This window comes from Nocardioides sp. zg-1230 (assembly GCF_013155335.1).
Lineage (GTDB): Bacteria > Actinomycetota > Actinomycetes > Propionibacteriales > Nocardioidaceae > Nocardioides.
On the sequence record NZ_JABJQZ010000004.1, the window covers coordinates 679492 to 703675 of the forward strand.

24 protein-coding genes are annotated in these 24184 nt (G+C 70.8%); 14 read left to right on the plus strand and 10 right to left on the minus strand.

Translation table 11 applies throughout. The features are described from left to right. Window positions 1-88: 88 nt before the first annotated feature. The 6 genes from pgl to tkt are packed head-to-tail and all read right to left on the minus strand — an operon-like array spanning window position 89 to window position 8180. Window positions 89-817, minus strand: coding sequence for a 6-phosphogluconolactonase (pgl, locus tag HOO61_RS15190; RefSeq protein WP_172259787.1), 729 nt, complete (start codon window positions 815-817; stop codon window positions 89-91). Continuing rightward, window positions 814-1725, minus strand: a complete 912-nt coding sequence (locus tag HOO61_RS15195) for a glucose-6-phosphate dehydrogenase assembly protein OpcA (protein WP_172259789.1) — start codon at window positions 1723-1725, stop codon at window positions 814-816. The genes pgl and HOO61_RS15195 overlap by 4 nt, the downstream gene beginning before the upstream one ends. Further along, window positions 1725-3248, minus strand: a complete 1524-nt coding sequence (gene zwf / locus HOO61_RS15200) for a glucose-6-phosphate dehydrogenase (RefSeq protein WP_172259791.1) — start codon at window positions 3246-3248, stop codon at window positions 1725-1727. Before zwf ends, HOO61_RS15195 begins: the two co-directional genes overlap by 1 nt. After that, window positions 3248-4900 (minus strand): glucose-6-phosphate isomerase, encoded by a 1653-nt coding sequence (gene pgi, locus HOO61_RS15205; RefSeq protein WP_172259793.1) that lies wholly within the window; start codon window positions 4898-4900, stop codon window positions 3248-3250. The genes zwf and pgi overlap by 1 nt, the downstream gene beginning before the upstream one ends. Further along, window positions 4897-6012: a transaldolase gene (tal, locus tag HOO61_RS15210; protein WP_172259795.1), complete on the minus strand. Its 1116-nt coding sequence runs from the start codon at window positions 6010-6012 to the stop codon at window positions 4897-4899. The genes pgi and tal overlap by 4 nt, the downstream gene beginning before the upstream one ends. A gap of 35 nt (window positions 6013-6047) precedes the next feature. After that, on the minus strand, window positions 6048-8180 hold the full coding sequence (gene tkt / locus HOO61_RS15215) for a transketolase (RefSeq protein ID WP_172259797.1): 2133 nt from the start codon (window positions 8178-8180) through the stop codon (window positions 6048-6050). Window positions 8181-8385: 205 nt separating this feature from the next. On the opposite strand from tkt, the gene HOO61_RS15220 reads away from it, so the two are divergent. The 3 genes from HOO61_RS15220 (at window position 8386) to HOO61_RS15230 (ending at window position 11035) form a co-directional block, all read left to right on the plus strand. Beyond that, entirely contained in the window at window positions 8386-9354 is a 969-nt protein-coding gene (locus HOO61_RS15220) for a heme o synthase (RefSeq protein WP_172259799.1), read from the plus strand. Between the two features lie 242 nt (window positions 9355-9596). Beyond that, window positions 9597-10547, plus strand: a complete 951-nt coding sequence (locus HOO61_RS15225) for a hypothetical protein (protein WP_172259801.1) — start codon at window positions 9597-9599, stop codon at window positions 10545-10547. After that, a complete protein-coding gene (locus tag HOO61_RS15230) occupies window positions 10544-11035 on the plus strand; it encodes a class F sortase (protein ID WP_172259803.1) in 492 nt (163 codons plus the stop codon). Before HOO61_RS15225 ends, HOO61_RS15230 begins: the two co-directional genes overlap by 4 nt. On the opposite strand, the gene HOO61_RS15235 is transcribed toward HOO61_RS15230, so the two are convergent. From HOO61_RS15235 to HOO61_RS15245, 3 genes are read right to left on the minus strand one after another with little or no spacing between them, the layout of a single operon-like run. Continuing rightward, window positions 11036-11971 (minus strand): heme A synthase, encoded by a 936-nt coding sequence (locus HOO61_RS15235; RefSeq protein ID WP_253942397.1) that lies wholly within the window; start codon window positions 11969-11971, stop codon window positions 11036-11038. Next, entirely contained in the window at window positions 11971-12762 is a 792-nt protein-coding gene (locus HOO61_RS15240) for an ABC transporter permease (RefSeq protein ID WP_367650196.1), read from the minus strand. Before HOO61_RS15240 ends, HOO61_RS15235 begins: the two co-directional genes overlap by 1 nt. Next, entirely contained in the window at window positions 12759-13697 is a 939-nt protein-coding gene (locus tag HOO61_RS15245) for an ABC transporter ATP-binding protein (protein ID WP_367650197.1), read from the minus strand. The genes HOO61_RS15240 and HOO61_RS15245 overlap by 4 nt, the downstream gene beginning before the upstream one ends. 64 nt (window positions 13698-13761) lie before the next feature. Here HOO61_RS15245 and HOO61_RS15250 point away from each other — a divergent pair, with 64 nt between their 5' ends. From HOO61_RS15250 to HOO61_RS15295, 10 genes are all read left to right on the plus strand, one after another. Further along, on the plus strand, window positions 13762-14766 hold the full coding sequence (locus HOO61_RS15250; RefSeq protein WP_172259807.1) for an ATP-binding cassette domain-containing protein: 1005 nt from the start codon (window positions 13762-13764) through the stop codon (window positions 14764-14766). Next, complete coding sequence (locus tag HOO61_RS15255; RefSeq protein ID WP_172259809.1) at window positions 14763-15587, plus strand: ABC transporter permease; 825 nt, start codon at window positions 14763-14765, stop codon at window positions 15585-15587. The genes HOO61_RS15250 and HOO61_RS15255 overlap by 4 nt, the downstream gene beginning before the upstream one ends. 78 nt (window positions 15588-15665) lie before the next feature. After that, window positions 15666-16367, plus strand: coding sequence for a metalloregulator ArsR/SmtB family transcription factor (locus tag HOO61_RS15260; protein WP_172259811.1), 702 nt, complete (start codon window positions 15666-15668; stop codon window positions 16365-16367). Further along, the gene (gene sufB / locus HOO61_RS15265) at window positions 16364-17782 is read left to right on the plus strand and encodes a Fe-S cluster assembly protein SufB (protein ID WP_172259813.1); all 1419 of its coding nucleotides are present in this window, start codon (window positions 16364-16366) and stop codon (window positions 17780-17782) included. The genes HOO61_RS15260 and sufB overlap by 4 nt, the downstream gene beginning before the upstream one ends. 45 nt (window positions 17783-17827) lie before the next feature. Beyond that, entirely contained in the window at window positions 17828-19051 is a 1224-nt protein-coding gene (gene sufD / locus HOO61_RS15270; RefSeq protein ID WP_172259815.1) for a Fe-S cluster assembly protein SufD, read from the plus strand. Further along, window positions 19051-19401 (plus strand): non-heme iron oxygenase ferredoxin subunit, encoded by a 351-nt coding sequence (locus tag HOO61_RS15275; protein ID WP_172259817.1) that lies wholly within the window; start codon window positions 19051-19053, stop codon window positions 19399-19401. The genes sufD and HOO61_RS15275 overlap by 1 nt, the downstream gene beginning before the upstream one ends. Next, on the plus strand, window positions 19398-20159 hold the full coding sequence (sufC, locus tag HOO61_RS15280) for a Fe-S cluster assembly ATPase SufC (RefSeq protein ID WP_172259819.1): 762 nt from the start codon (window positions 19398-19400) through the stop codon (window positions 20157-20159). The genes HOO61_RS15275 and sufC overlap by 4 nt, the downstream gene beginning before the upstream one ends. 35 nt (window positions 20160-20194) lie before the next feature. Beyond that, the gene (locus tag HOO61_RS15285) at window positions 20195-21430 is read left to right on the plus strand and encodes a cysteine desulfurase (protein WP_172259821.1); all 1236 of its coding nucleotides are present in this window, start codon (window positions 20195-20197) and stop codon (window positions 21428-21430) included. Between the two features lie 2 nt (window positions 21431-21432). Then, window positions 21433-21900: a Fe-S cluster assembly sulfur transfer protein SufU gene (gene sufU, locus HOO61_RS15290; protein ID WP_301539047.1), complete on the plus strand. Its 468-nt coding sequence runs from the start codon at window positions 21433-21435 to the stop codon at window positions 21898-21900. Then, window positions 21897-22280 carry a metal-sulfur cluster assembly factor gene (locus tag HOO61_RS15295; RefSeq protein WP_172259825.1) on the plus strand — a complete coding sequence of 128 codons (384 nt, stop codon included), beginning with the start codon at window positions 21897-21899 and terminating at the stop codon, window positions 22278-22280. Before sufU ends, HOO61_RS15295 begins: the two co-directional genes overlap by 4 nt. A gap of 24 nt (window positions 22281-22304) precedes the next feature. On the opposite strand, the gene HOO61_RS15300 is transcribed toward HOO61_RS15295, so the two are convergent. Continuing rightward, window positions 22305-23153, minus strand: coding sequence for an SMP-30/gluconolactonase/LRE family protein (locus tag HOO61_RS15300; RefSeq protein ID WP_216658920.1), 849 nt, complete (start codon window positions 23151-23153; stop codon window positions 22305-22307). Between the two features lie 237 nt (window positions 23154-23390). Here HOO61_RS15300 and HOO61_RS15305 point away from each other — a divergent pair, with 237 nt between their 5' ends. Next, complete coding sequence (locus tag HOO61_RS15305; RefSeq protein WP_216658921.1) at window positions 23391-24173, plus strand: aminoglycoside adenylyltransferase domain-containing protein; 783 nt, start codon at window positions 23391-23393, stop codon at window positions 24171-24173. The last annotated feature ends 11 nt before the right edge of the window (window positions 24174-24184 follow it).

The window sequence follows — 24184 nt, forward strand, 5'->3', positions numbered from 1 at the left end:
AGGACGCGCCGACTCGACACCCTCACAACGTCAGGACGCGCCGACTCGGCGCGATCCGGACGCCAGGATGCGCCGACTCGACGAATGGTCAGGGGAGGGCGGAGGCGGCGGCCTCGTCGAGCCACCAGACGGTCTCGTCACCGCGCACGCCGCGGGCGGGGGTCTCCTCGATCGTGCCCTCGGGTGCGAGGGCCCGCGCGACCGCCTCGGCCTTGCCCTCGCCGCTGGCGATGAACCACACCGCGCGGCAGCGCTCCATCGCCTCGAAGGTGAGACTGACCCGGTCGGGCGGCGGCTTGGGGGAGTCGTGGACGGCGACGGCGATCGCGTCGCGGGCCGCGAGGGCCGGGTGGCCCGGGAACAGCGACGCGCAGTGCCCGTCGGGTCCGATGCCGAGCATCAGCACCTCGAAGAAGCCGGCGCCGTGCTCGCGCATCGCCCCGCCGTACGCCGCAGCCGCGTCCTCCGCGGTCGCCACCTGGCCGCTGGCCGGCACCTCGTGGACGTTGGCCGGGTCGACGGGGACGTGGTCGAGCAGCGACTCGCGCGCCTGCCGGGCGTTGCGGTCGGGGGACTCGGCGGGCACGAAACGCTCGTCGCCCCACCAGAAGACGACCTGTGACCAGTCGACCGCTGAGTCGGCGGCCCGGCGGGCGAGCTCGCGGTGCAGCTCCTCGGCGATGCTGCCACCGGTGAGCCCGACCTGGGGGACCTCGCCCCGCGCCTGGGCGGCCTCGAGCCGGTCGAGGAGGGCGGAGGCGACGTCGCCGACGAGGACGTCGGCGTCGTCGTGGCGGCGGACGTGGACGTCGTTCACTTCTTGCTCCTCAGCTTGACCAGGTGGGCGGCGACATGGGCGTAGACGTCGTCCTCGTCGAGGCGGCGCAGCTCCTCGGCCAGCAGTGCCGGCACCTCGCGACGCTTCAGCGCGACCGGCCGGTCGGGACGATTGGGGGAGGAGAACGTCGCCAGGCGGCCATCAGCGCGCGAGATGCGGATCGGGCCCTCCTTGGTGTCCATGCTGACCTCGGTGATGCCGGGCCCGTCGGAGCTGCCGCGCGCGACGTCGACCTTGAGGCGATCGCTGAGCCACGCGACGAGCAGGTCGGCGCTGGGGCTGATGCGCTCGGCGGTGACCTTGGCCGCGGTCACCTTGAGGGGGTGCTGGTCGAGTGCCGCGGCGAGGAGCGCCCGCCACGGGGTCAACCGCGTCCAGCTCAGGTCGGTGTTGCCGGGCGCGTAGGTGCGGCACTGGGTGAGCATCGCGGTGGACTTCCCGCGCGGCACGGCCGCGGAGTCGGTGATGCGCCGTTGCGCGAGGGCACCGAGCGGGTCCGTGGCCGGGTCGGCCGGAGCGGTCGTCGGCCACCAGATCGCGACGGGGGAGTCCGGCAGGAGCAGGGGCAGCACGACCGACTCGGCGTGCTTGACCACCTCACCCTTGAGCCGGATCAGGGCGGTCTCGCCGCCCCACCCGTCGCCGCTGCCGACCTGCGCGTTGACCTGCCCGGCGCCGCGGGCGTCACCGAGGATCACGCCGAGGACCCGCGACGGGTGCTCGCGCGAGGCGCGCTTGGCGGCGGCCATCGCCTCGACGGCGTCCTCCTCCGGGGCGACGATGACCAGGGTCATCACCATGCCCATGGCGGGGCTGCCGGCCCGGGTGCGCGCACGGACGAACTCCGCGGCGATGCTGGACGAGTTGGTGTGCGTGAGCTCGATCATCAGGGCCTCCTCCAGGTCCGGCCATCACGCGCCAGCATCTTGTCGGCCGACGCCGGACCCCAGGTGCCGGAGTCGTAGGGCTCGGGCTTGCCCTTCCGGGCCCAGTGCTCGATGACCGGGTCGAGGATCTTCCAGGAGAGCTCGACCTCCTCGTGGCGCGGGAACAGCGGCGGGTCGCCGAGCAGCACGTCGAGGATGAGACGTTCGTACGCCTCGGCGCTGGCCTCCGTGAACGAGCCGCCGTAGGCGAAGTCCATGTTGACGTCGCGGATCTCCATCGCGGTGCCGGGCACCTTCGACCCGAAGCGCATGGTCATCCCCTCGTCGGGCTGCACGCGGATCACGATGGCGTTCTGGGACAGGTCCTCGGTCGCGGTCTGCGAGAACGGCAGGTGCGGTGCCCGCTTGAAGACGACGGCCACCTCGGTGACGCGCCGGCCAAGGCGCTTGCCGGTGCGGAGGTAGAACGGCACGCCCGCCCAGCGGCGGGTCTCGACGTTGACCGTGATCGCGGCGTAGGTCTCGGTCGTGGAGGTCTTCTTGATGCCCTCCTCCTCGAGGAACCCCTGGACCTTCTCGCCGCCGGCCCACCCGGCGGTGTACTGGCCGCGGGCGGTGGTGAGGTCGAGGCGCGCCGGCAGGGTGGCGGAGGCGAGCACCTTCTGCTTCTCGACGCGCAGGCCCTTGGCGTCGAACGCGATGGGCTCCTCCATCGCCACGAGCGCCATCAGCTGGAGGAGGTGGTTCTGGATCACGTCGCGAGCGGCGCCGATGCCGTCGTAGTAGCCGGCGCGGCCGCCGATGCCGATGTCCTCGGCCATCGTGATCTGCACGTGGTCGACGTAGTTGGCGTTCCAGATCGGCTCGAACATGTTGTTGGCGAAGCGCATCGCCAGGATGTTCTGGACCGTCTCCTTGCCGAGGTAGTGGTCGATCCGGAAGACCGAGCCGGACGGGAAGACGCCGTCGAGGATCTGGTTGAGCTCGCGCGCCGACTCGAGGTCGTGGCCGAACGGCTTCTCGACGACCACGCGGCGCCACTGGTCGGGACCGGGGTCGGCGAGGCCGTGCTCCTTGAGCTGTCCCACGACGGTGCCGAAGAAGGCCGGCGGGATCGCGAGGTAGAAGGCCATGTTGCCGCCGGTGCCGCGCAGCTGGTCGAGCTCCTCGACGGTGCGGCGCAGCTGGTCGAAGGCCGCGTCGTCGTCGAAGTCCCCGGAGACGAACCGGAAGCCCTCGGACAGCTGGTTCCACACCTCCTCGCGGAACGGCGTACGGGCGTGCTCCTTGACCGCGTCGTGGACGATCTGCGCGAAGTCCTGGTCGGCCCAGTCGCGCCGGGCGAAGCCGACGAGGCTGAAGCCGGGCGGCAGCAGGCCGCGGTTGGCCAGGTCGTAGATGGCGGGCATGACCTTCTTGCGTGACAGGTCGCCCGTCACGCCGAAGAGCACCATGCCGCACGGGCCGGCGATCCGCGGCAGCCGGCGGTCCTGCGGGTCGCGCAGCGGGTTGGCGTGGCTCATCAGCCTCGGTTCTCCTGGTAGTAGCGGATCAGCGACTGGGTGGAGGGGTCCTGCTCGGCGAGGACGTCCGCGTCGCCGGACACGGCCGGGCCGAGCTGCTGCGCGAGCTGCTTGCCCAGCTCGACGCCCCACTGGTCGAAGCTGTCGATGCCCCACACCGCGCCCTGCACGAAGGTGATGTGCTCGTAGAGGGCGATCAGCTGACCGAGCACCGACGGCGTGAGCTCCGGCGCCATGATCGAGGTGGTCGGCCGGTTGCCCGGGAAGGTCCGCGCGGCGACGAGCTCCTCGGCGACGCCCTCGGCCCGGACCTCGTCGGCGGTCTTCCCGAAGGCGAGCGCCCGGGTCTGGGCGAAGAAGTTGGCGAGGAACAGCTCGTGGACGTCGACGTCGCCATCAGTGAGCTCGTACGCCGGTCGAGCGAAGGCGATGAAGTCGGCCGGCACGAGCCGGGTGCCCTGGTGGATGAGCTGGTAGAACGCGTGCTGGCCGTTGGTGCCGGGCTCGCCCCAGAAGACCTCACCGGTGTCGTAGCCGACGGCCTCGCCGTCCCACCGGACGCTCTTGCCGTTGGACTCCATCGTCAGCTGCTGGAGGTAGGCCGGGAAGCGGTGCAGCAGCTGTGCGTAGGGCAGGACGGCGTGGGTGTGGGCGTCGAGGAAGTCGGTGTACCAGACGTTGAGCAGCCCCATCCGGAGCGGGACGTTGGACTCCGGGGGCGCGGTGCGGAAGTGCTCGTCCATCGCGTGGAACCCGCCGAGCATCTCGGCGAAGCGCTCGGGCCCGACGGCCACGACGAGCGAGAGCCCGATCGCCGAGTCCATCGAGTAGCGACCGCCCACCCAGTCCCAGAAGCCGAACGCGTTGTCGGGGTCGATGCCGAAGTCGGCGACCTTGTCGAGGGCTGTGGACACCGCCACGAAGTGCTGGGCGACCGCGTCGTCGCGCCCCACGTCGGACGGCAGGTGCTCGAGCAGCCAGGCCCGGCACAGCCGGGCGTTGGTCAGCGTCTCGAGGGTGCCGAACGTCTTGCTCGAGACGATGAAAAGCGTCGTCTCCGGGTCGAGGCCCTTGAGCTCCTGCCCGGCGTCGGTGGGGTCGATGTTGCTGATGAAGCGGCAGGACAACCCGTCCTGGCGGTAGGGCTCGAGCGCCTCATAGGCCATCACCGGCCCGAGGTCGGAGCCGCCGATGCCGATGTTGACGACCGTCTCGATCCGCTTGCCGGTGACGCCGGTCCACTCGCCCGACCGCACGCGCTCGGCGAAGGTGTACACCCGCTCGAGCACCTCGTGGACGTCGGCCACGACGTCCTGGCCGTCGACGGTCAGCGACGCGTCGGCGGGCAGCCGGAGCGCGGTGTGGAGCACCGCCCGGTCCTCGGTGACGTTGATGCGCTCGCCCGCCAGCATGGCGTCGCGGCGCCCCGTCACGTCGACCTGGTCGGCGAGCGCGAGCAGCGCCGCCTCCACGTCGCCGTCGAGGAGGTTCTTCGACAGGTCGACGTGGAGATCGGCGGCCGCGAGGGTCTGCCGGTCGACCCACTCGGGCGTGAGCGTGGTGCGCAGGTCGGGCTCGTACGACGCTGCGAGCCCGGTGAGGCGCGCCCACGCCTCGGTCGTGGTCGGGTCCACCGGACCGGGCCCGCTCATGCTCGGGCGGCCTCGAGCGACTTCCCGAGGGTCGTCTGCAGCTCGTCCCAGGCGACGACGAACTTGTCGACGCCCTCCTTGATGAGCACCTCGATGACGTCGTCGTAGTCGATGCCCGCGGCGGCGAGGGCCTTCATGTGGGCGGCGGCGTCGTCGTAGAAGGGTCGGATGCGGTCACCGCGGACCTCGCCGTGGTCGGCGACGGCCTCGAGCGTCTTCTCTGGCATCGTGTTGACGGTGTCCTCGACGACCAGGTCGACGACGTACATCGTGTCGTCGTAGTCGGGGTTCTTCACCCCGGTCGAGGCCCACAGGGGACGCTGCTTGCGCGCGCCCTTGGCCTCGAGCGCCTCCCAGCGCTCGCCCCTGAAGAAGTCCTCGAACATCTGGAAGGCGAGCCGCGCGTTCGCCACGCCGGCCTTGCCGCGCAGGTCGGGGTCGGTGCCCGGCCCCTCGGTCGTCGCCTCGAGCCGCTTGTCGATCTCGGTGTCGACCCGCGAGACGAAGAAGGACGCCACGGAGTGGATGTCGGCGAGCTCGTGGCCGTTGTCGGCGGCCTTCTCCAGGCCGGCGACGTAGGCCTCCATCACGTTGCGGTACTGCTCGAGGCCGAAGATGAGCGTCACGTTGACCGAGATGCCGGCGGCGATGGTCTCGGTGATCGCCGGCCACCCCTCCTTCGTGCCGGGGATCTTGATGAGCAGGTTGGGCCGGTCGACGATCCGCCAGAGCTCGGCGGCCTCCTTGACGGTCTCCTCGGTGTCGTGGGCGAAGCCGGGGGACACCTCGATCGAGACGCGGCCGTCCACGCCGTCGGTGGCGTCGAAGGTCGGGCGCATCACGTCGCACGCGTCGCGGACGTCGTCGGTGGTGATGACCTGGGTGGCCTTGTCGACGTCGGCGCCCGCGGCCGCCAGCTCCCGCACCTGCGGGTCGTAGCGCTCACCGTCGGCCAGTGCGGCCTGGAAGATGGCCGGGTTGGACGTGACACCCACGACGTGGCTGTTCTTCACCAGGTCGGCCAGGTTGCCGGTCTCCAGCCGCTCGCGGGAGAGGTCGTCGAGCCAGATGGACACCCCGGCGTCGGCCAGGGCCTTCAGACGATCGTTCATTGGTGCCTCCTGTGTGGGCTGTCGGGACGCGTACGTCAGTCGGTCAGGGTGCGCAGGCTGTCGCGGGCGGCGTTGGCCACCGCCTCGCCGGTGATGTCGAACTCCTCGTAGATCCGCGCGAAGTCGGCCGAGGCGCCGTAGTGCTCGATGGACACGATGCGGCCGTGGTCGCCGACGTACTCGCGCCAGCCCTGCTTGACGCCGGCCTCGACCGACACGCGGGCCTTCACGGTGGGCGGCAGGACCGTCTCGCGGTAGGCCTCCTCCTGCTCCTCGAACCACTCGAGGCAGGGGAGCGACACCACGCGGGCGCGGATGCCGTCGGCGGCGAGGAGCTCGCGCGCGGCGACCGCCACCTGCACCTCCGAGCCGGTGCCCATGAGGATCACGTCGGGGTCGCCCCCACGGTCGTCGGTCGTCGGGGCGTCGAGGAGGACGTAGCCGCCGCGGTGCACGTTGCTGGTGTCGCTCCAGCCGTCCTCGCCGCGCGGGAAGACGGGGACGTTCTGCCGCGTCAGCGCGATGCCGGCCGGGTGGTCGGTGCGCTGGAGCACGGCGTGCCACGCCGCCGCCGTCTCGTTGGCGTCGGCAGGTCGTACGACGTCGAGGCCGGGGATGGCGCGCAGGGCGGCGAGGTGCTCGATCGGCTGGTGCGTCGGGCCGTCCTCGCCGAGGCCGATGGAGTCGTGGGTCCAGACGTAGGTGACGGGCAGGCCCATCAGCGCGGCCAGGCGGACCGAGCCCCGCATGTAGTCGCTGAACGTGAGGAAGGTGCCACCGAACACGCGCGTGCCGCCGTGGAGCGCGATGCCGTTGAGGATGCCGCCCATGCCGTGCTCGCGGATGCCGAAGTGCAGCACCCGGCCGGCGAGCGGGTCACCGGTCCACTGGTCGGTGGAGCGGCTCTCCGGGATGAACGACGGCGCGTCCTCGATGGTGGTGTTGTTGGACTCGGCGAGGTCGGCCGAGCCGCCCCACAGCTCGGGCATGACGCCGGCCACGGCGTTGATGACCGCGCCGGAGGCCTTGCGGGTGGCCACGCCCTTGGGGTCGGCGTCGAAGCTCGGCAGCGCGTCGGCGAGCCCGGCGGGGAGCGCGCGGGTCTTCATCCGCTCGAAGGTCCGGACGGCGTCGTCGGACGCGGCGCCCTTCCACGCGTCGAAGCGCTCCTGCCAGGCGGCCTGCTCCTCCTTGCCCCGCGCCACGAGCGAGCGGGTGCGCTCGATCACGTCGGTCGGCACCTCGAAGTGCTGCTCGGGGTCGAAGCCCAGAACCTCCTTGGTGGCGGCCACCTCCTCCTCGCCGAGGGCGGAGCCGTGGGACTTGCCGGTGCCCTGCGCGTTGGGGGCGGGCCAGGCGATGATCGTGTGCAGCACGATGAGGCTGGGTCGGTCGGTCACCTCGTCGGCGGCGCGGATCGCGGCGTAGAGCTCGGGGACGTCCTCGACGTACTCCGTGCCGTCGTTGGTCCAGTCGACGTGCTGGACGTGCCAGCCGTAGGCCTCGTAGCGCGCGCCCACGTCCTCGGTGAACGCCACGTCGGTGTCGCCCTCGATCGAGATCTGGTTGGCGTCATAGATCAGGGTGAGGTTGCCGAGCTGCTGCGTGCCGGCGATGGAGGAGGCCTCGGCGCTGACGCCCTCCTGCAGGTCGCCGTCGGAGCAGAGCGCGTAGACGTGGTGGTCGAAGGGCGACTCGTCCTCGGCCGTCTCGGGGTCGAGCAGCCCGCGCTCACGGCGCGCCGCCATCGCCATGCCGACGGCGTTGGCGACGCCCTGGCCGAGCGGGCCGGTCGTCGTCTCCACGCCGGCCGTGTGGCCGAACTCGGGGTGTCCCGGCGTCTTGCTGCCCCACGTGCGCAGCGACCGCAGGTCCTCGATCTCGAGGCCCCACCCGCCGAGGAACAGCTGGGTGTAGAGGGTGATCGAGCTGTGGCCGCACGACAGCACGAAACGGTCGCGGCCGGTCCAGCTCGGGTCAGCGGGGTTGTGCCGCATCACCTTCTGGAACAGCAGGTACGCCGCCGGCGCCAGGCTCATCGCCGTGCCGGGGTGGCCGTTGCCGACCTTCTGGACCGCGTCCATCGCCAGGACCCGGGACGTGTCGACGGCCCTGCGGTCGATGTCGTCCCACTCGAGGGTGGCGGGCAGGGCGGACTTCTTGGTCAACGCAGTTCCTCTCGGTGGAGTGCAACCGGGTGCAGTCAGGATCACAGCCCAGCAGGGGTGGCCTCGACTGCGACCCTATCGTCGTGGCCGAGTAGACTCGACCGTGCCCGAGGGTCGTCCCGGACGCCGCAGCAGCTGGCCGTTCATCCTTCGGTTCCCCGCTGTCCGCGTCCCATCCGTCCCCGTCCTCCCGAGGTTCTCCACCGTGTCCCACGCCGGCCCGAACGCTGCCGCGTCCGCCCGGCCGTCGACCGGTGACGAGGGCGTCGCCCCTGAGGGGTCGAAGACGTGGCGCGACGTCGTCGCCGCCTACGTCGGGCTGACCAAGCCGCGCGTGATAGAGCTGCTCCTGCTGACGACGGTCCCGGTGATGTTCTACGCCGCCCGCGGCGTGCCCGACCTCGACCTGGTCGTGTGGACGGTCCTGGGCGGCACGTTCTCGGCGGGTTCGGCCTCGGTCTTCAACTGCGTCTACGACCGCGACATCGACGAGCAGATGCGACGGACGCGCCGACGGGCGCTGCCGCGTCACATCGTGTCGCCCCGCGCCGCGCTGGTCTTCGGATTCGTGCTCGGCATCCTGTCGACGGTCGTGCTCTACCTCGGCGTGAACGCGCTGTCCGCGCTCCTGTCGGTCACCGCCATCGCCTTCTACGTCTTCGTCTACACGATGCTGCTCAAGCGCCGGACCACGCAGAACATCGTCTGGGGCGGGATCGCGGGCTGCTTCCCGGCGCTGATCGGCTGGACGGCCGTCACCGGCTCGCTGGCCTGGACGCCGGTCGTGCTCTTCCTCGTGGTGTTCTTCTGGACGCCGCCGCACACGTGGGCGCTCGCGCTGCGCTACCGCGAGGACTACCGCAACGTCGACGTGCCGATGCTCCCGGTGGTCAAGCCCGCCGCCGAGGTCGGACGCCAGGTCGTGGTCTACAGCTGGGTCATGGTCGCGACCTCGCTCCTGCTCTGGCCGGTCGCCGGGACGAGCCTGGTCTACCCGGTCGCCGCTGCGATCCTCGGCGCTGTCTTCCTCGTCGAGGCCCATCGGATGTGGAAGCGCGCGAAGAGCTCCGATTCCCTGACCGACATCAACCCCATGCGGCTCTTCCACGCCTCCAACCTCTACCTCTCCCTGCTCTTCGTCGCCGTAGCACTGGATCCCCTGCTCGGCCGGTAGCGCAACCTGCAGGTCGTGTCAGGAGACTTCGAGGTCTCTGCGGACCTTCTTGAGACAACGTTCCGCGTCCGCTGACGCGATCTCCCGTTGACTTCTCGCAGGGGGCGGCATCGGGTCACCCCCGCGGGAGCAGGGGGTAGTTCTGCATGTCTTCATCACGTGAGCGACGACACCGGACCGCTGGGGGCGCGTCCGGACCGGGGGTACGTCGCCGTCCCATCCACCGTGGGGTCTCGAGGGTCGTGACCCTCGTCCTGGCCGTGGGCTTCGCCGTCGTCGGCGTCGCCGGCGCGGCCAGCGCCCACCACAACACGATCAGCGGCACCGTCGCCTGCAAGACGGGCGGCGGCTGGGCGGTGACCTGGACGGTCGTCAACAGCGAGGACCGCACCGAGTGGATCACCGCGTCCAACCGAACGGGTGTCGTCCCGGTGGGCACCGAGCTGACGCGTCGGCAGACGCGCACCTTTGCCGAGACCGTCACCGTCAAGCCGACCTCACCGCTGACGCTCACGCTGTCGGCCAGGTGGTCCAACGACACGCGAGCCACCAATTCGGGAAGCATCAAGGTCGAGAAGTTCTCCGACGACTGCAACGTCACGACCGTGCAGCCGCCGACGGTCCCGGTCGTCGACGACTGCGGCCCGGGCAACGCCCACTACGGCCAGGTGCCGTCGGGGCCCTGGACCTCGACCACCAACCCCGACGGCAGCGTCACGGTGACGGCGACGTCGGGCCACCAGTTCCCGGGCGGTCAGACGACCACGACCTACCCGGCGCCGACCGACAGCGACGACCCGTGCCCGACCCCGCCGGTCGTCCCGCCCGTCGAGCCGCCGGTGGCGACGCCCCCGGTGGTCACGCCGCCGGTCGTCGCCCCGCCCGAGGTGCTGCCCGAGGTGCTGCCCGCCGAGGCGCGCGCCGTGTCGGCCCGGGCCCGCAAGATCGACAAGTGCGGCACCCGCGGTGACGTCTACAAGGTCGTCGAGCGCTCAGGTGTCGTCTACACGTCGAAGGGCAAGGTCCTGCGCCAGGGCGTCTGGCTGAAGGCCGGTGGCAAGCGCGTCACCGTCCGGGCTCACGCGGCGGACGCGTCCTACCGCCTGCAGGGCAAGCAGGTGTGGAAGATGTCGTTCCGCACCCGCCCGTGCGCCAGCGCTCCGGAGGTCGCCCCCAGCACCGGGTCGCGATGACCCGCTCCCGCGCTGCCGGGATCGTCGCCGCGACGGTGCTGTGCACGACCGTGGTGCTCGGTCAGGGTGCGGCCCACGCCGCCCCCGACCGGCTCACGATCGCGCGCACCTCCACCGACGCAGCGGTCATCAGGGTGCCGGCGCGCAACGACACCCTCGCCGTCGGCAACCGGCTCCGCGGGGCCGTCTACACGTGGTCGAAGGGCGACCCGCCGTGCGACCCCACGGGCAGCACCGTCTACGCCGGTCACGCCTGGCGCGCCGGCAACGGGGTGGCCGACCGCTGGGGCTCGTTGCGGCGTGGCGACGTCATCGAGGTCGCGGGTTGCCGGTTCGAGGTCACCCGGCGTGAGTACTGGCCGGCCTCGAGGCGGATGGGGTCGCTCTACTCCGTCGCCGGACCCGCCCGGATCGTGCTCGTCGGGTGCAAGGCCGACGACTACTCCAGGCGCACGGTCGTCTTCGCCCGCAAGGTGGGCCGGTCCTAGCTACGACGGGGCGATGCGCGTGGCGGCGTGCGTCTGGCGTACGCCGTCCGCGCGGGCCTCGTCGGACCCGCGGTGCGGCAGCACGGCGAGCGCGATGCGGGCCAGACCGGCCGCCAGGAGCCCCGCGCCGAGCATGTGGAGGGCGACGAGGCCGACCGGCAGGTCGAGCCAGTACTGCACCCAGCCGAGCACGCCCTGGAGCACCTCGATGAGCAGCACCAGCGCGGTGACCCGGGCGAGCCAGTGGTGACCTCCGCGCCGCGCGACGACCAGCAGGGCCACGGTCAGCGCGACCAGCACGTAGACCGAGATGGCGTGGGCCTGCGACACCGTCGCAGGGTCCAGGCCGTTGCGAGGCGAGTCGGTGTCGCCGGCGTGGGGGCCGGCCCCGGTCACGACGGTGCCGAGGTAGAGGACGACCCAGCCGGAGGCGAACGTGGCCCAGGCGAGCGCGCGCGGCAGCGACGGCGCGAGCCCGCGCGTGGGACTGCGGAGCTCGTCGAGCAGGGCGACGCAGACCATGATGATCGCCATCGACAGCAGGAAGTGGCCGGCGACGACCCAGGGGTTGAGGTCGGTCAGCACCGTGATGCCGCCGAGCACCGCCTGCAGGGGGATGCCCAGCCCGATCACGAGGGCGAGCCTGGTCGCCCGGCGGTGCCGGGCCCCGAGGGCGGCGAGGAAGCACAGGACGGCGACGGCGGCGAGGACGAAGGTCAGCAGCCGGTTGCCGAACTCGATGGCGCCGTGCATGCCCAGCTCACCGTGGGCGACGTACGACGCGTCGGTGCAGCGCGGCCACGTCGGGCACCCGAGGCCCGAGCCGGTGAGCCGGACGGCGGCCCCGGTGACGACGATGCCGATGTTGGCGAGGAGGTTGGCCACGGCGAGCGGCCACAGGAACCGTGCCAAGCCGTCGAGCAGGGTGCGTCCCATCATTCCCACCTGAAGGTCCGGGCCGTGAGCACGGCGCCGAGCAGCGCCCAGGCCGCCAGCACGAGCAGCGATCGGCCGTCGATGTCGCCGTGGACGAGCGTGGAGCGCATCGCCTCGCCCAGGGCTCCTGACGGCAGCCACTCGATCAGCCCGCCCGCGGCGCCGTAGGTGCTGGTCGGGAGCACCACGCCGCCACCGGCCATGAGGAGCAGGTAGACGAGGTTGGCGAGCGCGAGCGTCGCCTCGGCACGCAGCGCGCCGGCGACGAGGAGACCGAGGGAGGCGAACGCGGCGGTGCCCAGGCCGATCGTGAGCACCAGGCCGAGCACGGTGCTCGACGGGTCTGCGAGCGAGGGCTCCCAGCCGAGGGCCAGGGCGACGCCGCCGAGCACCACCAGCTGCAGGGCGACGACGTTGAGCAGGGCCAGCACCTTGCCGAGCAGCAGGCCGTGGCGGGGCAGGGGAGAGGACCCCAGCAGCTTGATCACGCCGTAGCGGCGCTCGAAGCCGGTGGCGATCGCCACCGAGGTGAACGCGGTCGACATGACGGCGAGCGCGAGCACGCCCGGCGTGAGGACGTCGACGGCGCGACCGTCGAAGGCGTCGCTGAAGCGACCGGCCGCGACGACACCGCCCACGAGCACGATCACCGGGATCACGATCGCGAGCAGGAGCTGCTCGCCGTTGCGCAGCATCAGCCGCGCCTCCATCCGCGCCTGCGCCCGCACCATGCGCCCGAGGCCGGCTCCACCGGGGGCAGGCGTGAAGGTGCCGGTGGCCGGGGCGCTCACGACGCGAGCTCCCGCCCGGTCAGCTCGAGGAAGACGTCCTCGAGGGTGCGCTGGCCCAGGGTCAGCGTCTGGGGCAGCACGCCGTGCTGCTCGCACCACCGCGACACGCGGCCGAGCGTGGTGGCGTCGGCCGGGCCGTGGATGAGCATGCTCACCTCGTCGAGCTGCCGCACCTCGGTGAGCGGGCCGAGCTCGGCGCGCAGCGACTCGGGCGCGCCGTCGGGGAACGGTCGGTTGACGACCAGCCGGATGGTCGCCGAGCGTCCGCCGCGGGTCAGCTCGGCCGGCGTCCCGGAGGCGATGAGCGTGCCGCGGTCGATGATGTGGATCCGGTCGGCCAGGTGCTCGGCCTCGTCCATGTGGTGGGTCGTCAGCACGACGGTCACGCCGTCCGCGCGGACCTCCTCGAGCATCTCCCACGTCGTGCGCCGCGCCTGCGGGTCCATGCCGGCGGTCGGCTCGTCGACGAAGACCAGCTCGGGCCGCCCGACGAGCGCGATGGCGAGCCCGAGACGCTGCTTCTGGCCACCGGACAGCCGGCGGTACGGGGTCCGGCCGCAGTCGGCCAGCCCGAGTCGGTCGACGAGCATGCCGGTGTCGAGAGGGTGCGCGTGGAGCGAGGCCATGTGCTCGAGCATCTCCACGGCGCGTACGCCGCTCCAGGCGCCGCCGCTCTGGAGCATGACGCCGATCCGGGGGAGCAGCTCCGCGCGGTCGCGCTGGGGGTCGAGGCCGAGCACCCGCACGGTGCCCCGCTGCGGGACGCGGTAGCCCTCACAGGTCTCGAGCGTCGTCGTCTTGCCGGCGCCGTTGGGGCCCAGCACAGCGGTGACCGATCCCCGGGGCACCTCGAGCGACAGCCCGTCGACGGCCACCTTGTCGCCGTACGCCATCACCAAGCCGTCGATCACGACGGCGGGGGAGGCGGGTGGCACGTCCCAATTCTAGGTGCGCCTTAATGAGGAGCGGCTGTCGGTCCCCATGGCTAGCGTGGTCGCCATGAGCCCACACCATGCGATCGAGGCCGAGCACCTGGTCAAGCGCTTCGGCGACACCCTTGCGGTGGACGACGTCTCGTTCGTCGTCCCGCAGGGCTCCGTGCTCGGGCTGCTGGGCCCCAACGGCGCCGGCAAGACGACCACGGTGCGCATGATGACCACCCTGACGCGCCCCACCTCCGGCACGGCCCGGGTCGCCGGCCACGACGTCCTCACCGAACCCGACGCGGTGCGCAGCAGCATGGGGCTCACCGGCCAGGCGGCCACCGTTGACGAGCTGCTCACCGGCCGGGAGAACCTCCGCCTCATCGGCCAGCTCTACGGCCTCGACAAGGGCTACATCGCCCGCGCCAGCGAGGACCTGCTGGAGCGGTTCTCCCTGGCGGAGGCGGGCGACCGCACCGCCAAGACCTACTCCGGCGGCATGCGGCGACGGCTCGACCTGGCAGTCAGCCTCATCGCCACCCCACCTGTGCTATTCCTCGACGAGCCGACGACGGGTCTCGACCCGCGGTCCCGCGTCGAGCTGTGGGAGGTGCTGCGCGAGCTGGTGGCCGACGGCACGACCCTGCTGCTGACGACGCAATACCTCGAGGAGGCCGACCAGCTGGCCGACAACATCGTGGTCATCGACCGGGGGACCGTCATCGCGGAGGGGACCCCGTTGCAGCTGAAGGACCAGTCCGGTGCGGCCGCCCTCGTCGTCACCGTCTCCCGGGCACAGGCCCTCGACGAGGCCCGGACGCTGCTGGCTCCCCACGTGCGCGAGATGCACGTCGACGAGGGAGCCCGGCAGATCACCGCCCCCGCTGAGGGCCTGGGCCACATGACCCGCGTCGCGGGCATCTTCGACGACAGCGGGATCGTCCTCGACGACATCGGGCTGAAGCGGCCCAGCCTGGACGACGTGTTCCTCCACCTCACGGGCCACCGCGCGGAGGAGCGTGACGACGGGGCCGCGCACGACGCCGGCGACACCGACCAGAGCAGGGAGACCGTCCGATGAGGACCCTCGAGCGACCCGAGATCCGCCCGACGGGCCTGATGACCCAGTCCTGGTCCATCGCCCGTCGCAACTTCCTCCACATCCGGCGGATGCCCGAGATGCTGCTCGACGTCACCATCCAGCCGGTGATGTTCGTGCTGTTGTTTGCGTTCGTCTTCGGCTCGTCGATCTCCGTCGACACGGAGGCGGGCTACCGGGCGTTCCTCCTCCCGGGGATCATGGCGCAGACGGTCGCGTTCGCGTCCTTCATCGTGGCCGTGGGGCTCACTGCCGACCTCGACAAGGGCATCGTCGACCGGATGCGGTCGCTGCCCATCGTCCCGGCGGCCGTGCTGGTGGGCCGCAGCATCTCCAGCCTCGTCCACTCCTCGATCGGCCTCGTCACCATGTCGCTGACCGGCCTGCTCATCGGGTGGCGCATCCACACCGACGTCCTCCAGGCGGCCTTCGGCTACGTCCTGCTCGTCGGGTGGGGGTTCGCGATGATCTGGGTCGGCATCTGGGTCGGCTCCGCGATGCGCTCGGTCGAGGCCGTCAACGGCGTGATGTTCGCGACCATGTTCCCCATCACGTTCCTGGCCAACACCTTCGCGCCGACCGACCAGATGCCGGCCTTCCTGCGGTTCATCGCCGAGTGGAACCCTATCTCCTCGCTGACCCAGGCCGTCCGCGTGCTCTGGGGCAACGACCAGCCGCTCGCCGAGGGTGCGGCGTTCCCGATGCACCACCCGATCCCGTTCACGATCGGCTGGATCATCCTCATCACCGCGGTCGTGGCGCCGCTGGCGATCCGCACCTTCCGCGCCCGCACCGCCGACTGAGGGCCGGCGGGCGGTGGGCCAGGTGACTTAGGCGACCCTTGCTTGAACGACGGGAAGCAATAACGACACACTGTCGTTGTGGAATTCGTGAGGACGTCGACGGCACAGCGTGAGGGCGATGCGCCCACGCGCGACCGCGTGGCCCGCACGATCCTCGAGAACGGCCCCTCGACGGCCGCCGATCTCGCCCTCCGGCTCGACCTCACCCCGGCCGCCGTACGTCGGCACCTCGACCACCTGGTCGAGGAGGGAGTCGTGGAGGCGCGCGACCAGAAGGTCTACGGCACCCGCGGTCGCGGGCGGCCCGCAAAGGTCTTCGCCCTCACCGAGGCCGGGCGCGACAGCTTCGACCAGCAGTACGACGACCTCGCCGTCCAGGCGATGCGCTTCCTGGCCGAGACCCAGGGCGAGGACGCCGTCGTCGAGTTCGCGCGGCGACGGGTGGCCTTCGTCGAGCGCGACTACGCGGCCGTCATGGCCGCGGACCCCGACCTGACGCCCGCCGAGGCGCTGGCGCGGGTGTTCACCCAGAACGGCTACGCCGCATCGGTGCGGGAACTTCCGGTCGTGGGGGAGCAGCTGTGCCAGCAGCACTGCCCGGTCTCCCACGTCGCCCACGAGTTCCCGCAGCTCTGCGAGGCCGAGACCGAGGCGATCGCCTCCGTCCTCGGCACCCACGTCCAGCGGTTGGCGACCATCGCCCACGGCGACGGCGTGTGCACCACGTGCATCCCCCAGACCCCCCAGACCACGAAGACCAGCGAGAAGGAGAAGGCATGACCTCCATCGAAGAACTCAACCCGGAGCTCAAGGGCATCGGCAAGTACGAGTTCGGCTGGGCCGACTCCGACGACGCCGGTGCTGCCGCCACCCGTGGCCTCAACGAGGACGTGGTGCGCGACATCTCCGGCAAGAAGTCCGAGCCGCAGTGGATGCTCGACCTGCGCCTGAAGGGCCTCAAGCTCTTCCACCGCAAGCCGATGCCGACGTGGGGCTCCGACCTGTCGACGATCGACTTCGACAACATCAAGTACTTCGTGCGCTCCTCGGAGAAGCAGGCCACCTCGTGGGAGGACCTGCCCGAGGACATCAAGAACACCTACGACAAGCTCGGCATCCCGGAGGCGGAGAAGCAGCGCCTGGTCGCCGGTGTCGCCGCCCAGTACGAGTCCGAGGTCGTCTACCACTCGATCCGCGAGGACCTCGAGGAGAAGGGCGTCATCTTCGTCGACACCGACACCGCGCTGAAGGAGCACGAGGACCTCTTCAAGGAGTACTTCGGCACCGTCATCCCGGTCGGTGACAACAAGTTCGCCGCGCTCAACACCTCGGTGTGGTCGGGCGGCTCGTTCATCTACGTCCCGAAGGGCGTCCACGTCGACATCCCGCTCCAGGCCTACTTCCGGATCAACACCGAGAACATGGGCCAGTTCGAGCGGACGCTGATCATCGCCGACGAGGACTCCTACGTCCACTACGTCGAGGGCTGCACCGCGCCGATCTACTCCTCCGACTCGCTGCACTCCGCGGTCGTGGAGATCGTCGTCAAGAAGGGCGCCCGCGTCCGCTACACGACCATCCAGAACTGGTCCAACAACGTCTACAACCTCGTCACCAAGCGCGCCACCTGCGAGGCCGGCGCGACCATGGAGTGGGTCGACGGCAACATCGGCTCCAAGGTGACGATGAAGTACCCCGCCGTCTACCTCATGGGCGAGCACGCCAAGGGCGAGACGCTGTCGATCGCGTTCGCCGGTGAGGGCCAGCACCAGGACGCCGGCGCCAAGATGGTGCACGCGGCGCCGCACACCTCGAGCTCGATCCTGAGCAAGTCGGTGGCGCGCGGCGGCGGGCGCACGTCGTACCGCGGCCTGATCCAGGTCAACGAGGGCGCCCACGGCTCGAAGTCCAACGTGCTGTGCGACGCGCTGCTGGTCGACCAGATCAGCCGCAGCGACACCTACCCCTACGTCGACATCCGCGAGGACGACGTGTCGATGGGCCACGAGGCCAGCGTCTCGAAGGTCTCCGACGACCAGCTCTTCTACCTCATGTCGCGCGGCATGGAGGAGGACGAGGCGATGGCGATGATCGTGCGCGGCTTCGTCGAGCCGATCGCCAAGGAGCTGCCGATGGAGTACGCCCTCGAGCTCAACCGCCTCATCGAGCTGCAGATGGAAGGGGCTGTGGGCTGACGCCCGCTGCCGCCGACCCGTCCGACGTACGTAGAAAGAAGAGCTTTGACCGTCACCACTGATTCCGTCCGCTCCGCGCTGGAGCAGGGTCCCGAGCACGGCAAGGTGGAGAGCCACCTCCACCCGGCCGGCTCGTTCGACGTCGCCGACCACGAGGTCCCGACCGGCCGCGAGGAGATCTGGCGCTTCACTCCGCTCAAGCGGCTCAAGGGCCTGCACGCCGACGCGCCGCTCGACGGCCGCAACGTGAAGGCCTCCTGGACGGCGCCCGAGGGCGTGTCCGTCGGTGTCGTCACCGGCGACGAGGCCTCCGCGCTGCGGGGCGTGAGCGGCTGGGTGCCCAACACCCGGTTCACCGCGCGGGTCCTCTCCGAGGTGCCGTCGACCCTGCTGGTCGACGTCCCGGCTGACGTCGAGGCGGGGGAGCCCATCGTCCTCGAGGTCGACGGCACGGACGCCGAGCTCACCAGCGGTGCTCACGTCGTCCTGCGCTTCGGTCGGCACAGCAAGGCCGTCGTGGTGCTCAACCACACCGGCTCTGCCGCCGTGGCTGCCGTGGTCGAGGTCGTCGTCGCGGACGGCGCCGAGGCCAGCGTCGTCTCGATCCAGGACTGGGCCGACGACGCGGTCCACCTGTCGCACCACCAGGCCCGGGTCGGGCGCGACGCGACGTACAAGCACGCCGCGATCTCCTTCGGCGGCGACCTGGTCCGGATGGACGCCAACGTCACGTACGACGGTCCCGGCGGCTCGGCAGAGCTGCTCGGGCTCTACTTCGCCGACGCCGGCCAGCACATCGAGCACCGGATCTTCGCCGACCACACCGCCCCCCGCACCAAGTCCCACGCGGTCTACAAGGGCGCGCTGCAGGGCGAGAAGGCGCACACGGTCTGGGTCGGCAACGTGCTGATCCGCAAGGTCGCCGAGGGCATCGAGACCTACGAGGAGAACCGCAACCTGGTCCTCACCGACGGCTGCCAGGCCGACTCGATCCCCAACCTCGAGATCGAGACCGGTGAGATCGAGGGCGCCGGTCACGCCTCGGCCACCGCCCGCTTCGACGACAACCAGCTCTTCTACCTCCAGTCGCGCGGTGTCTCCGAGCAGGAGGCGCAGCGGCTGGTGGTGCACGGCTTCTTCAACGACCTCATCCGTCAGGTGGGCGTGCCTTCGATCGAGGACCGCCTGCTCACCACCGTCGAGGCCGAGCTGGCCAAGAACGTCCTCAAGGACGTCGGCTCGCTCGCGGCCTTCGGGTCGGAGGCCTGATGGCCTTCGAACGCGCCTGCGCGCTCGACGAGGTCAAGGCCGACCAGGGCCTCGCTGTGACTCTCGGTCGCTACGAGGTCGTCATCGCCCGCGACGGCGACGAGGTCTTCGCGCTGGAGAACGAGTGCAGCCACGCCGCGGTCGCCCTCAGCGAGGGCGAGGTCGCCGACTGCCAGATCGAGTGCTGGCTGCACGGGTCGATGTTCGACCTCCGCACCGGCAAGCCCACCAACCTCCCCGCGACCGAGCCGGTCGCCACCTTCCCGATCGACGTACGCGCCAATGCCGACGGCACCAGCGACGTGTACGTCGACACCGAGACCACCCTGAACGGAGTCACCCCCGCATGAGCAAGCTCGTGATCACCGACCTGCACGTCACCGTCGACACCGAGGACGGCCCCAAGGAGATCCTCAAGGGCGTCACCCTCACCATCAAGGATGGGGAGACCCACGCGATCATGGGGCCCAACGGCTCCGGCAAGTCGACGCTGGCCTACTCGATCGCCGGCCACCCGAAGTACACGATCACCGGCGGCACGGTGACCCTCGACGGCCAGGACGTGCTGTCGCTCTCGGTCGACGAGCGCGCCCGTGCGGGCCTCTTCCTCGCCATGCAGTACCCGGTCGAGGTCCCCGGCGTCTCGGTGTCGAACTTCCTCCGCACCGCGAAGACCGCGATCGACGGCGAGGCCCCCAAGCTGCGCACGTGGGTCAAGGACGTCAACGGCGCCCTCGAGCGGCTCAACCTCGACCCGAGCTTCGGCACCCGGAGCGTCAACGAGGGCTTCTCCGGCGGTGAGAAGAAGCGCCACGAGATCGCCCAGCTCGAGCTGCTCGACCCCACGGTCGCGGTGCTCGACGAGACCGACTCGGGCCTCGACATCGACGCGCTCAAAATCGTCTCCGAGGGCGTCAACCGGTTCCGGCAGCGCGAGGGCAAGGGTGTCCTGCTGATCACCCACTACACCCGCATCCTGCGCTACATCGAGCCCGACTACGTCCACGTCTTCGTCGACGGCAAGGTCGCCGAGTCCGGTGGCAAGGAGCTCGCCGACCAGCTCGAGGCCGAGGGCTACGACAAGTACCTCAAGGCCGCGCAGGTCTGAGACCGCCCAGACCGCCCACATCGAAGGAGACCATGATGGAAGGACTGCTTCCGGATCTCGACGTGATCCGCAAGGACTTCCCGATCCTCGAGCGCACGCTCGCGGGCGGAGTGCCGCTGGTCTACCTCGACAGCGCCAACACCTCGCAGAAGCCGCAGGTCGTCATCGACACGATGGTCGACCACCTCGAGCGGCACAACGCCAACATCGCGCGCGCCATGCACCAGCTCGGCGCCGAATCGACCGAGGCCTACGAGGCGGCCCGCGACCAGGTCGCGAGCTTCCTCAACGCGCCCTCGCGCAACGAGGTCATCTTCACCAAGAACGCGACCGAGGCGCTCAACCTGCTGGCCCGCACGATCGAGCTCGGCCCCGGCGACAACGTCGTCATCACCGAGATGGAGCACCACTCCAACATCGTGTCGTGGCAGCTCGCCTGCGAGCGGTCGGGCGCGGAGCTGCGGTGGTTCGGGCTGACCGACGACGGCCGGCTCGACCTGACCAACGCGGAGCAGCTCGTCGACGAGCACACCAAGGTCGTCGCCTTCACCTGGGTGTCCAACATGCTCGGCACGATCAACCCGGTCACCGACCTCGTCGCCCGGGCGAAGGCCGTCGGCGCCCTCTCGGTGATCGACGCCTCGCAGGCGGCGCCGCAGCTGCCGGTCGACGTCCAGGCCACGGGCTGTGACTTCCTGGTCTTCACCGGGCACAAGGTCACCGGTCCGACCGGTATCGGTGTGCTGTGGGGGCGCGAGGAGCTCCTCAACGAGCTGCCCCCGTTCCACGGTGGCGGCGAGATGATCGAGACCGTGACCATGGCGCGGTCGACCTACGCCAAGGTGCCGCACCGCTTCGAGGCCGGCACCCCGCCGATCGTCGAGGCCGTCGGTCTCGGCGCGGCCGTCGACTACCTGCGCCACATCGGGCTCGACGCGATCCACCGCCACGAGCAGACGATCACGGCGTACGCCCTCGAGGGCCTGCAGTCCGTGCCGGGCCTCACCGTCCTCGGTCCGCTCGACGCGGCCGACCGTGGCGGAGCGATCTCCTTCGAGCTCGCCGGCGTCCACCCGCACGACATCGCGCAGGTCCTCGACTCGCGCGGGGTCGCGGTGCGGGCCGGCCACCACTGCGCGAAGCCGGCGCATGCCCGGTTCGGCGTGCAGAGCTCGACGCGGATGTCGTCCTACCTCTACACGACGCCGGCCGAGATCGACGCGCTGGTCGAGGGCCTCCACCACACCCGCAGCTACTTCAAGGTGGGATGACCATGAGTGCCGAGCTCGACAGCCTCTACCAGGAGATCATCCTGGACCACTACAAGAACCCGCACCACAAGGGCTTGCGCGACCCGTTCGAGTCCGAGGTGCACCACGTCAACCCGACCTGCGGCGACGAGGTCACCCTCCGGGTGCACCTCGCCGACGGCCCGGACGGGGTTGTCGTGCAGGACGTGTCGTACGACAGCGTCGGCTGCTCGATCTCGCAGGCGTCGGCGTCGGTGCTGACCGACCTCGTCATCGGCAAGCCGGTCGACCAGGCGATGTCGATCCACCAGACCTTCCTCGACCTCATGCAGGGCAAGGGGCAGGTCGAGCCCGACGAGGACGTCCTCGAGGACGGCATCGCGTTCGCCGGTGTCGCCAAGTTCCCCGCGCGCGTGAAGTGCGCACTGCTCTCCTGGATGGCGTGGAAGGACGCGACCACCCAGGCCCAATCTGAAGGAGCCACCTCATGACCGACACCCAGGGCATCGATCACGGCGACCTCCCCGACGTGCCCGAGGCCGGACAGGGCGGCGGCACCTCGACGGTGACCGTCGACGACGTGACCGAGGCGATGAAGGACGTCGTCGACCCCGAGCTCGGGATCAACGTCGTCGACCTCGGCCTCGTCTACGGCGTGCACCTCGACGAGCACAGCAACGCGGTGCTCGACATGACGCTCACGTCTGCGGCGTGTCCGCTGACCGACGTGATCACGGACCAGACCGAGTCGGCCCTCGAGGGCCTCGTCGGCGACGTGGCCATCAACTGGGTCTGGATGCCCCCGTGGGGCCCGGACAAGATCACCGACGACGGCCGCGAGCAGCTGCGCGCCCTGGGTTTCAACGTCTGACGCTCGAAACCTCGACGGGCGCCGTCAGCTCCCCGCCTTCGCCCGCACCTTGGTCACCCAGTAGTCGGTGTCCGGGGTGGGCGGGGTGGAGAACCGCGCGTTGGGCAGGTAGAGGTTCGCGCCGAACTTCGCGACGGTGGTGGGGACGTCGAACGACGTGTCCGATCCGAGGTCGTCAGCGGTGATGGTCCGCACTAGTCGACCGGACAGGCCGGTGCGCGAGAGGCGCAGGACGGCGACCTCGTTGATTCGATTGCGTACGACGTAGAGCGTGCGCCCGTGCCGCAGCATCCCGTCACCCATGGTGAGGGAGGCGCCCCCGAGATCGACCTCGGTCGCCTCGCCGGTGGCCGGGTCGACGCGGTAGAGCAGGCCCGTCGTCGAGTTGACCACGAGCAGGCCGCGCCCCGTGGGCGTCGTGCTGATGCCGTTGGCCCCGAACCCCGTGCCCTGCACCCACTCGCCAGTCAGGGCGAGGGTGGTCGCCGCCGTGCCCGGCTCCCCGTCGGGGCCACGGTCGACACGGTAGAGCTGGGGCCGGTTGGAGTCGGTGAACCACGCAGCCGACCGGCTCAGCACGACGTCGTTGACGAAGGTGGGCGCGGACGAGAGCGGGATGTCCCGCACCACCTCGCCGGTTGCCGTGTCGACGACACGAGCGGTGCCGGAGGTGCCGCCGGCGACGTAGAGCCGGCCCTGCCGGTCCGACTTCATGCCGACCGATGGGGTGCCCGGGCCCTGGCTGATCACCGAGCCCTCGCCGGTGCGCAGCGAGACCTCGTAGATGTCGCCGTCGGCGCGCGAGCCGAACCAGGCCGTCGGCCCGGGACCGAGGGCGATGCCCTCGGGCTGGAAGCCGTCAGGCAGCTCCATGCGAGCCGGGAACGGGCGGTCCGGGGGAGCGACGGCTGCGGTGGTGGGTGACGGCGCCAGGCAGCAGGGTCACGGCGAGGACGGCGGCGGCAGAGGAGACGGTCAGGCGGCGCATGAGACCTCCGAGAGGGTGGGACTTCGACCGTAGCCCGCAGGGTGAAGGCGGACCAGAGGTCGCCGCTGGCCCCGCACGGATAATCCGTGGCGGCGGCGCCTCCGCAGGCGCACACTCCATGCGTGCTGAACCCCCACCCCACGCGCTACGCCGAGCTCAACGGCGTGCTCCATGACCTCGTCACCGGTGCCCAGGAGGCGCTGGGCGAGTCGTTCGTCGGCGCCTACCTGCAGGGGTCGTTCGCGCTGGGGGCAGGTGACCTCCACAGCGACTGCGACTTCCTCGTCGTGGTGCGCGAACGGCCCGACGCCGAGCACGAGGCCGCACTACGGCGGCTCCACGCCGACCTGCCGCACCGCGACGGCTTCTGGCACGGACACCTCGAGGGCTCGTACGCCGTCGCGGAGGACCTCAGGTCGGTGGCGGGGCTGGGCCGGGAGTGGCTCTTCGTCGACCACGGCTCGGACGTCATGTCGTGGTCCGAGCACTGCAACCAGCCGTGGACGCGCTGGATCCTGCGCGAGCACGGCATCACCCTCCTCGGCCCGTGCCCGGTGCAGCTGATGGACCCGGTCCCCGACGACGTGCTGCGCGACAGTGCCCGGGCGGGCCTCACGACCCTGACCGACGAGGTGCTGGGCTGGTGCCCGCCGACCATCGCGTGGTGCCAGCGCTACCTCGTCGTGCAGGCGAGCCGCAGCCTCTACACGATCCGCACGGGCGAGGTCGCCAGCAAGCGCGACGCGCTGCGGTGGGCGATGGTGCACGGCGACCCGACGTGGCGCCCGCTGCTGCAGCAGGTGCTCGCCGACCGCGACCTCGGGCTCGACCCGCAGGCCCCGCCACGTCCGGGGTCGATGGAGGCGGCGCGCGACTTCGCGGCGTACGTCGCCGCCGTGGCGTGACTGGCTACCCT

Excerpts from the sequence above, each read along its gene's own strand:
- HOO61_RS15195 (WP_172259789.1), bottom strand. The coding sequence starts at position 1,725 with ATGATCGAGCTCACGCACACCAACTCGTCCAGCATCGCCGCGGAGTTC.
- zwf (WP_172259791.1), bottom strand. The coding sequence starts at position 3,248 with ATGAGCCACGCCAACCCGCTGCGCGACCCGCAGGACCGCCGGCTGCCG.
- pgi (WP_172259793.1), bottom strand. The coding sequence starts at position 4,900 with ATGAGCGGGCCCGGTCCGGTGGACCCGACCACGACCGAGGCGTGGGCG.
- tal (WP_172259795.1), bottom strand. The coding sequence starts at position 6,012 with ATGAACGATCGTCTGAAGGCCCTGGCCGACGCCGGGGTGTCCATCTGG.
- HOO61_RS15230 (WP_172259803.1), top strand. The coding sequence starts at position 10,544 with ATGACCCGCTCCCGCGCTGCCGGGATCGTCGCCGCGACGGTGCTGTGC.
- HOO61_RS15235 (WP_253942397.1), bottom strand. The coding sequence starts at position 11,971 with ATGGGACGCACCCTGCTCGACGGCTTGGCACGGTTCCTGTGGCCGCTC.
- HOO61_RS15250 (WP_172259807.1), top strand. The coding sequence starts at position 13,762 with ATGAGCCCACACCATGCGATCGAGGCCGAGCACCTGGTCAAGCGCTTC.
- HOO61_RS15255 (WP_172259809.1), top strand. The coding sequence starts at position 14,763 with ATGAGGACCCTCGAGCGACCCGAGATCCGCCCGACGGGCCTGATGACC.
- sufB (WP_172259813.1), top strand. The coding sequence starts at position 16,364 with ATGACCTCCATCGAAGAACTCAACCCGGAGCTCAAGGGCATCGGCAAG.
- HOO61_RS15275 (WP_172259817.1), top strand. The coding sequence starts at position 19,051 with ATGGCCTTCGAACGCGCCTGCGCGCTCGACGAGGTCAAGGCCGACCAG.
- sufC (WP_172259819.1), top strand. The coding sequence starts at position 19,398 with ATGAGCAAGCTCGTGATCACCGACCTGCACGTCACCGTCGACACCGAG.
- HOO61_RS15285 (WP_172259821.1), top strand. The coding sequence starts at position 20,195 with ATGGAAGGACTGCTTCCGGATCTCGACGTGATCCGCAAGGACTTCCCG.
- sufU (WP_301539047.1), top strand. The coding sequence starts at position 21,433 with ATGAGTGCCGAGCTCGACAGCCTCTACCAGGAGATCATCCTGGACCAC.
- HOO61_RS15295 (WP_172259825.1), top strand. The coding sequence starts at position 21,897 with ATGACCGACACCCAGGGCATCGATCACGGCGACCTCCCCGACGTGCCC.
- HOO61_RS15300 (WP_216658920.1), bottom strand. The coding sequence starts at position 23,153 with ATGGAGCTGCCTGACGGCTTCCAGCCCGAGGGCATCGCCCTCGGTCCC.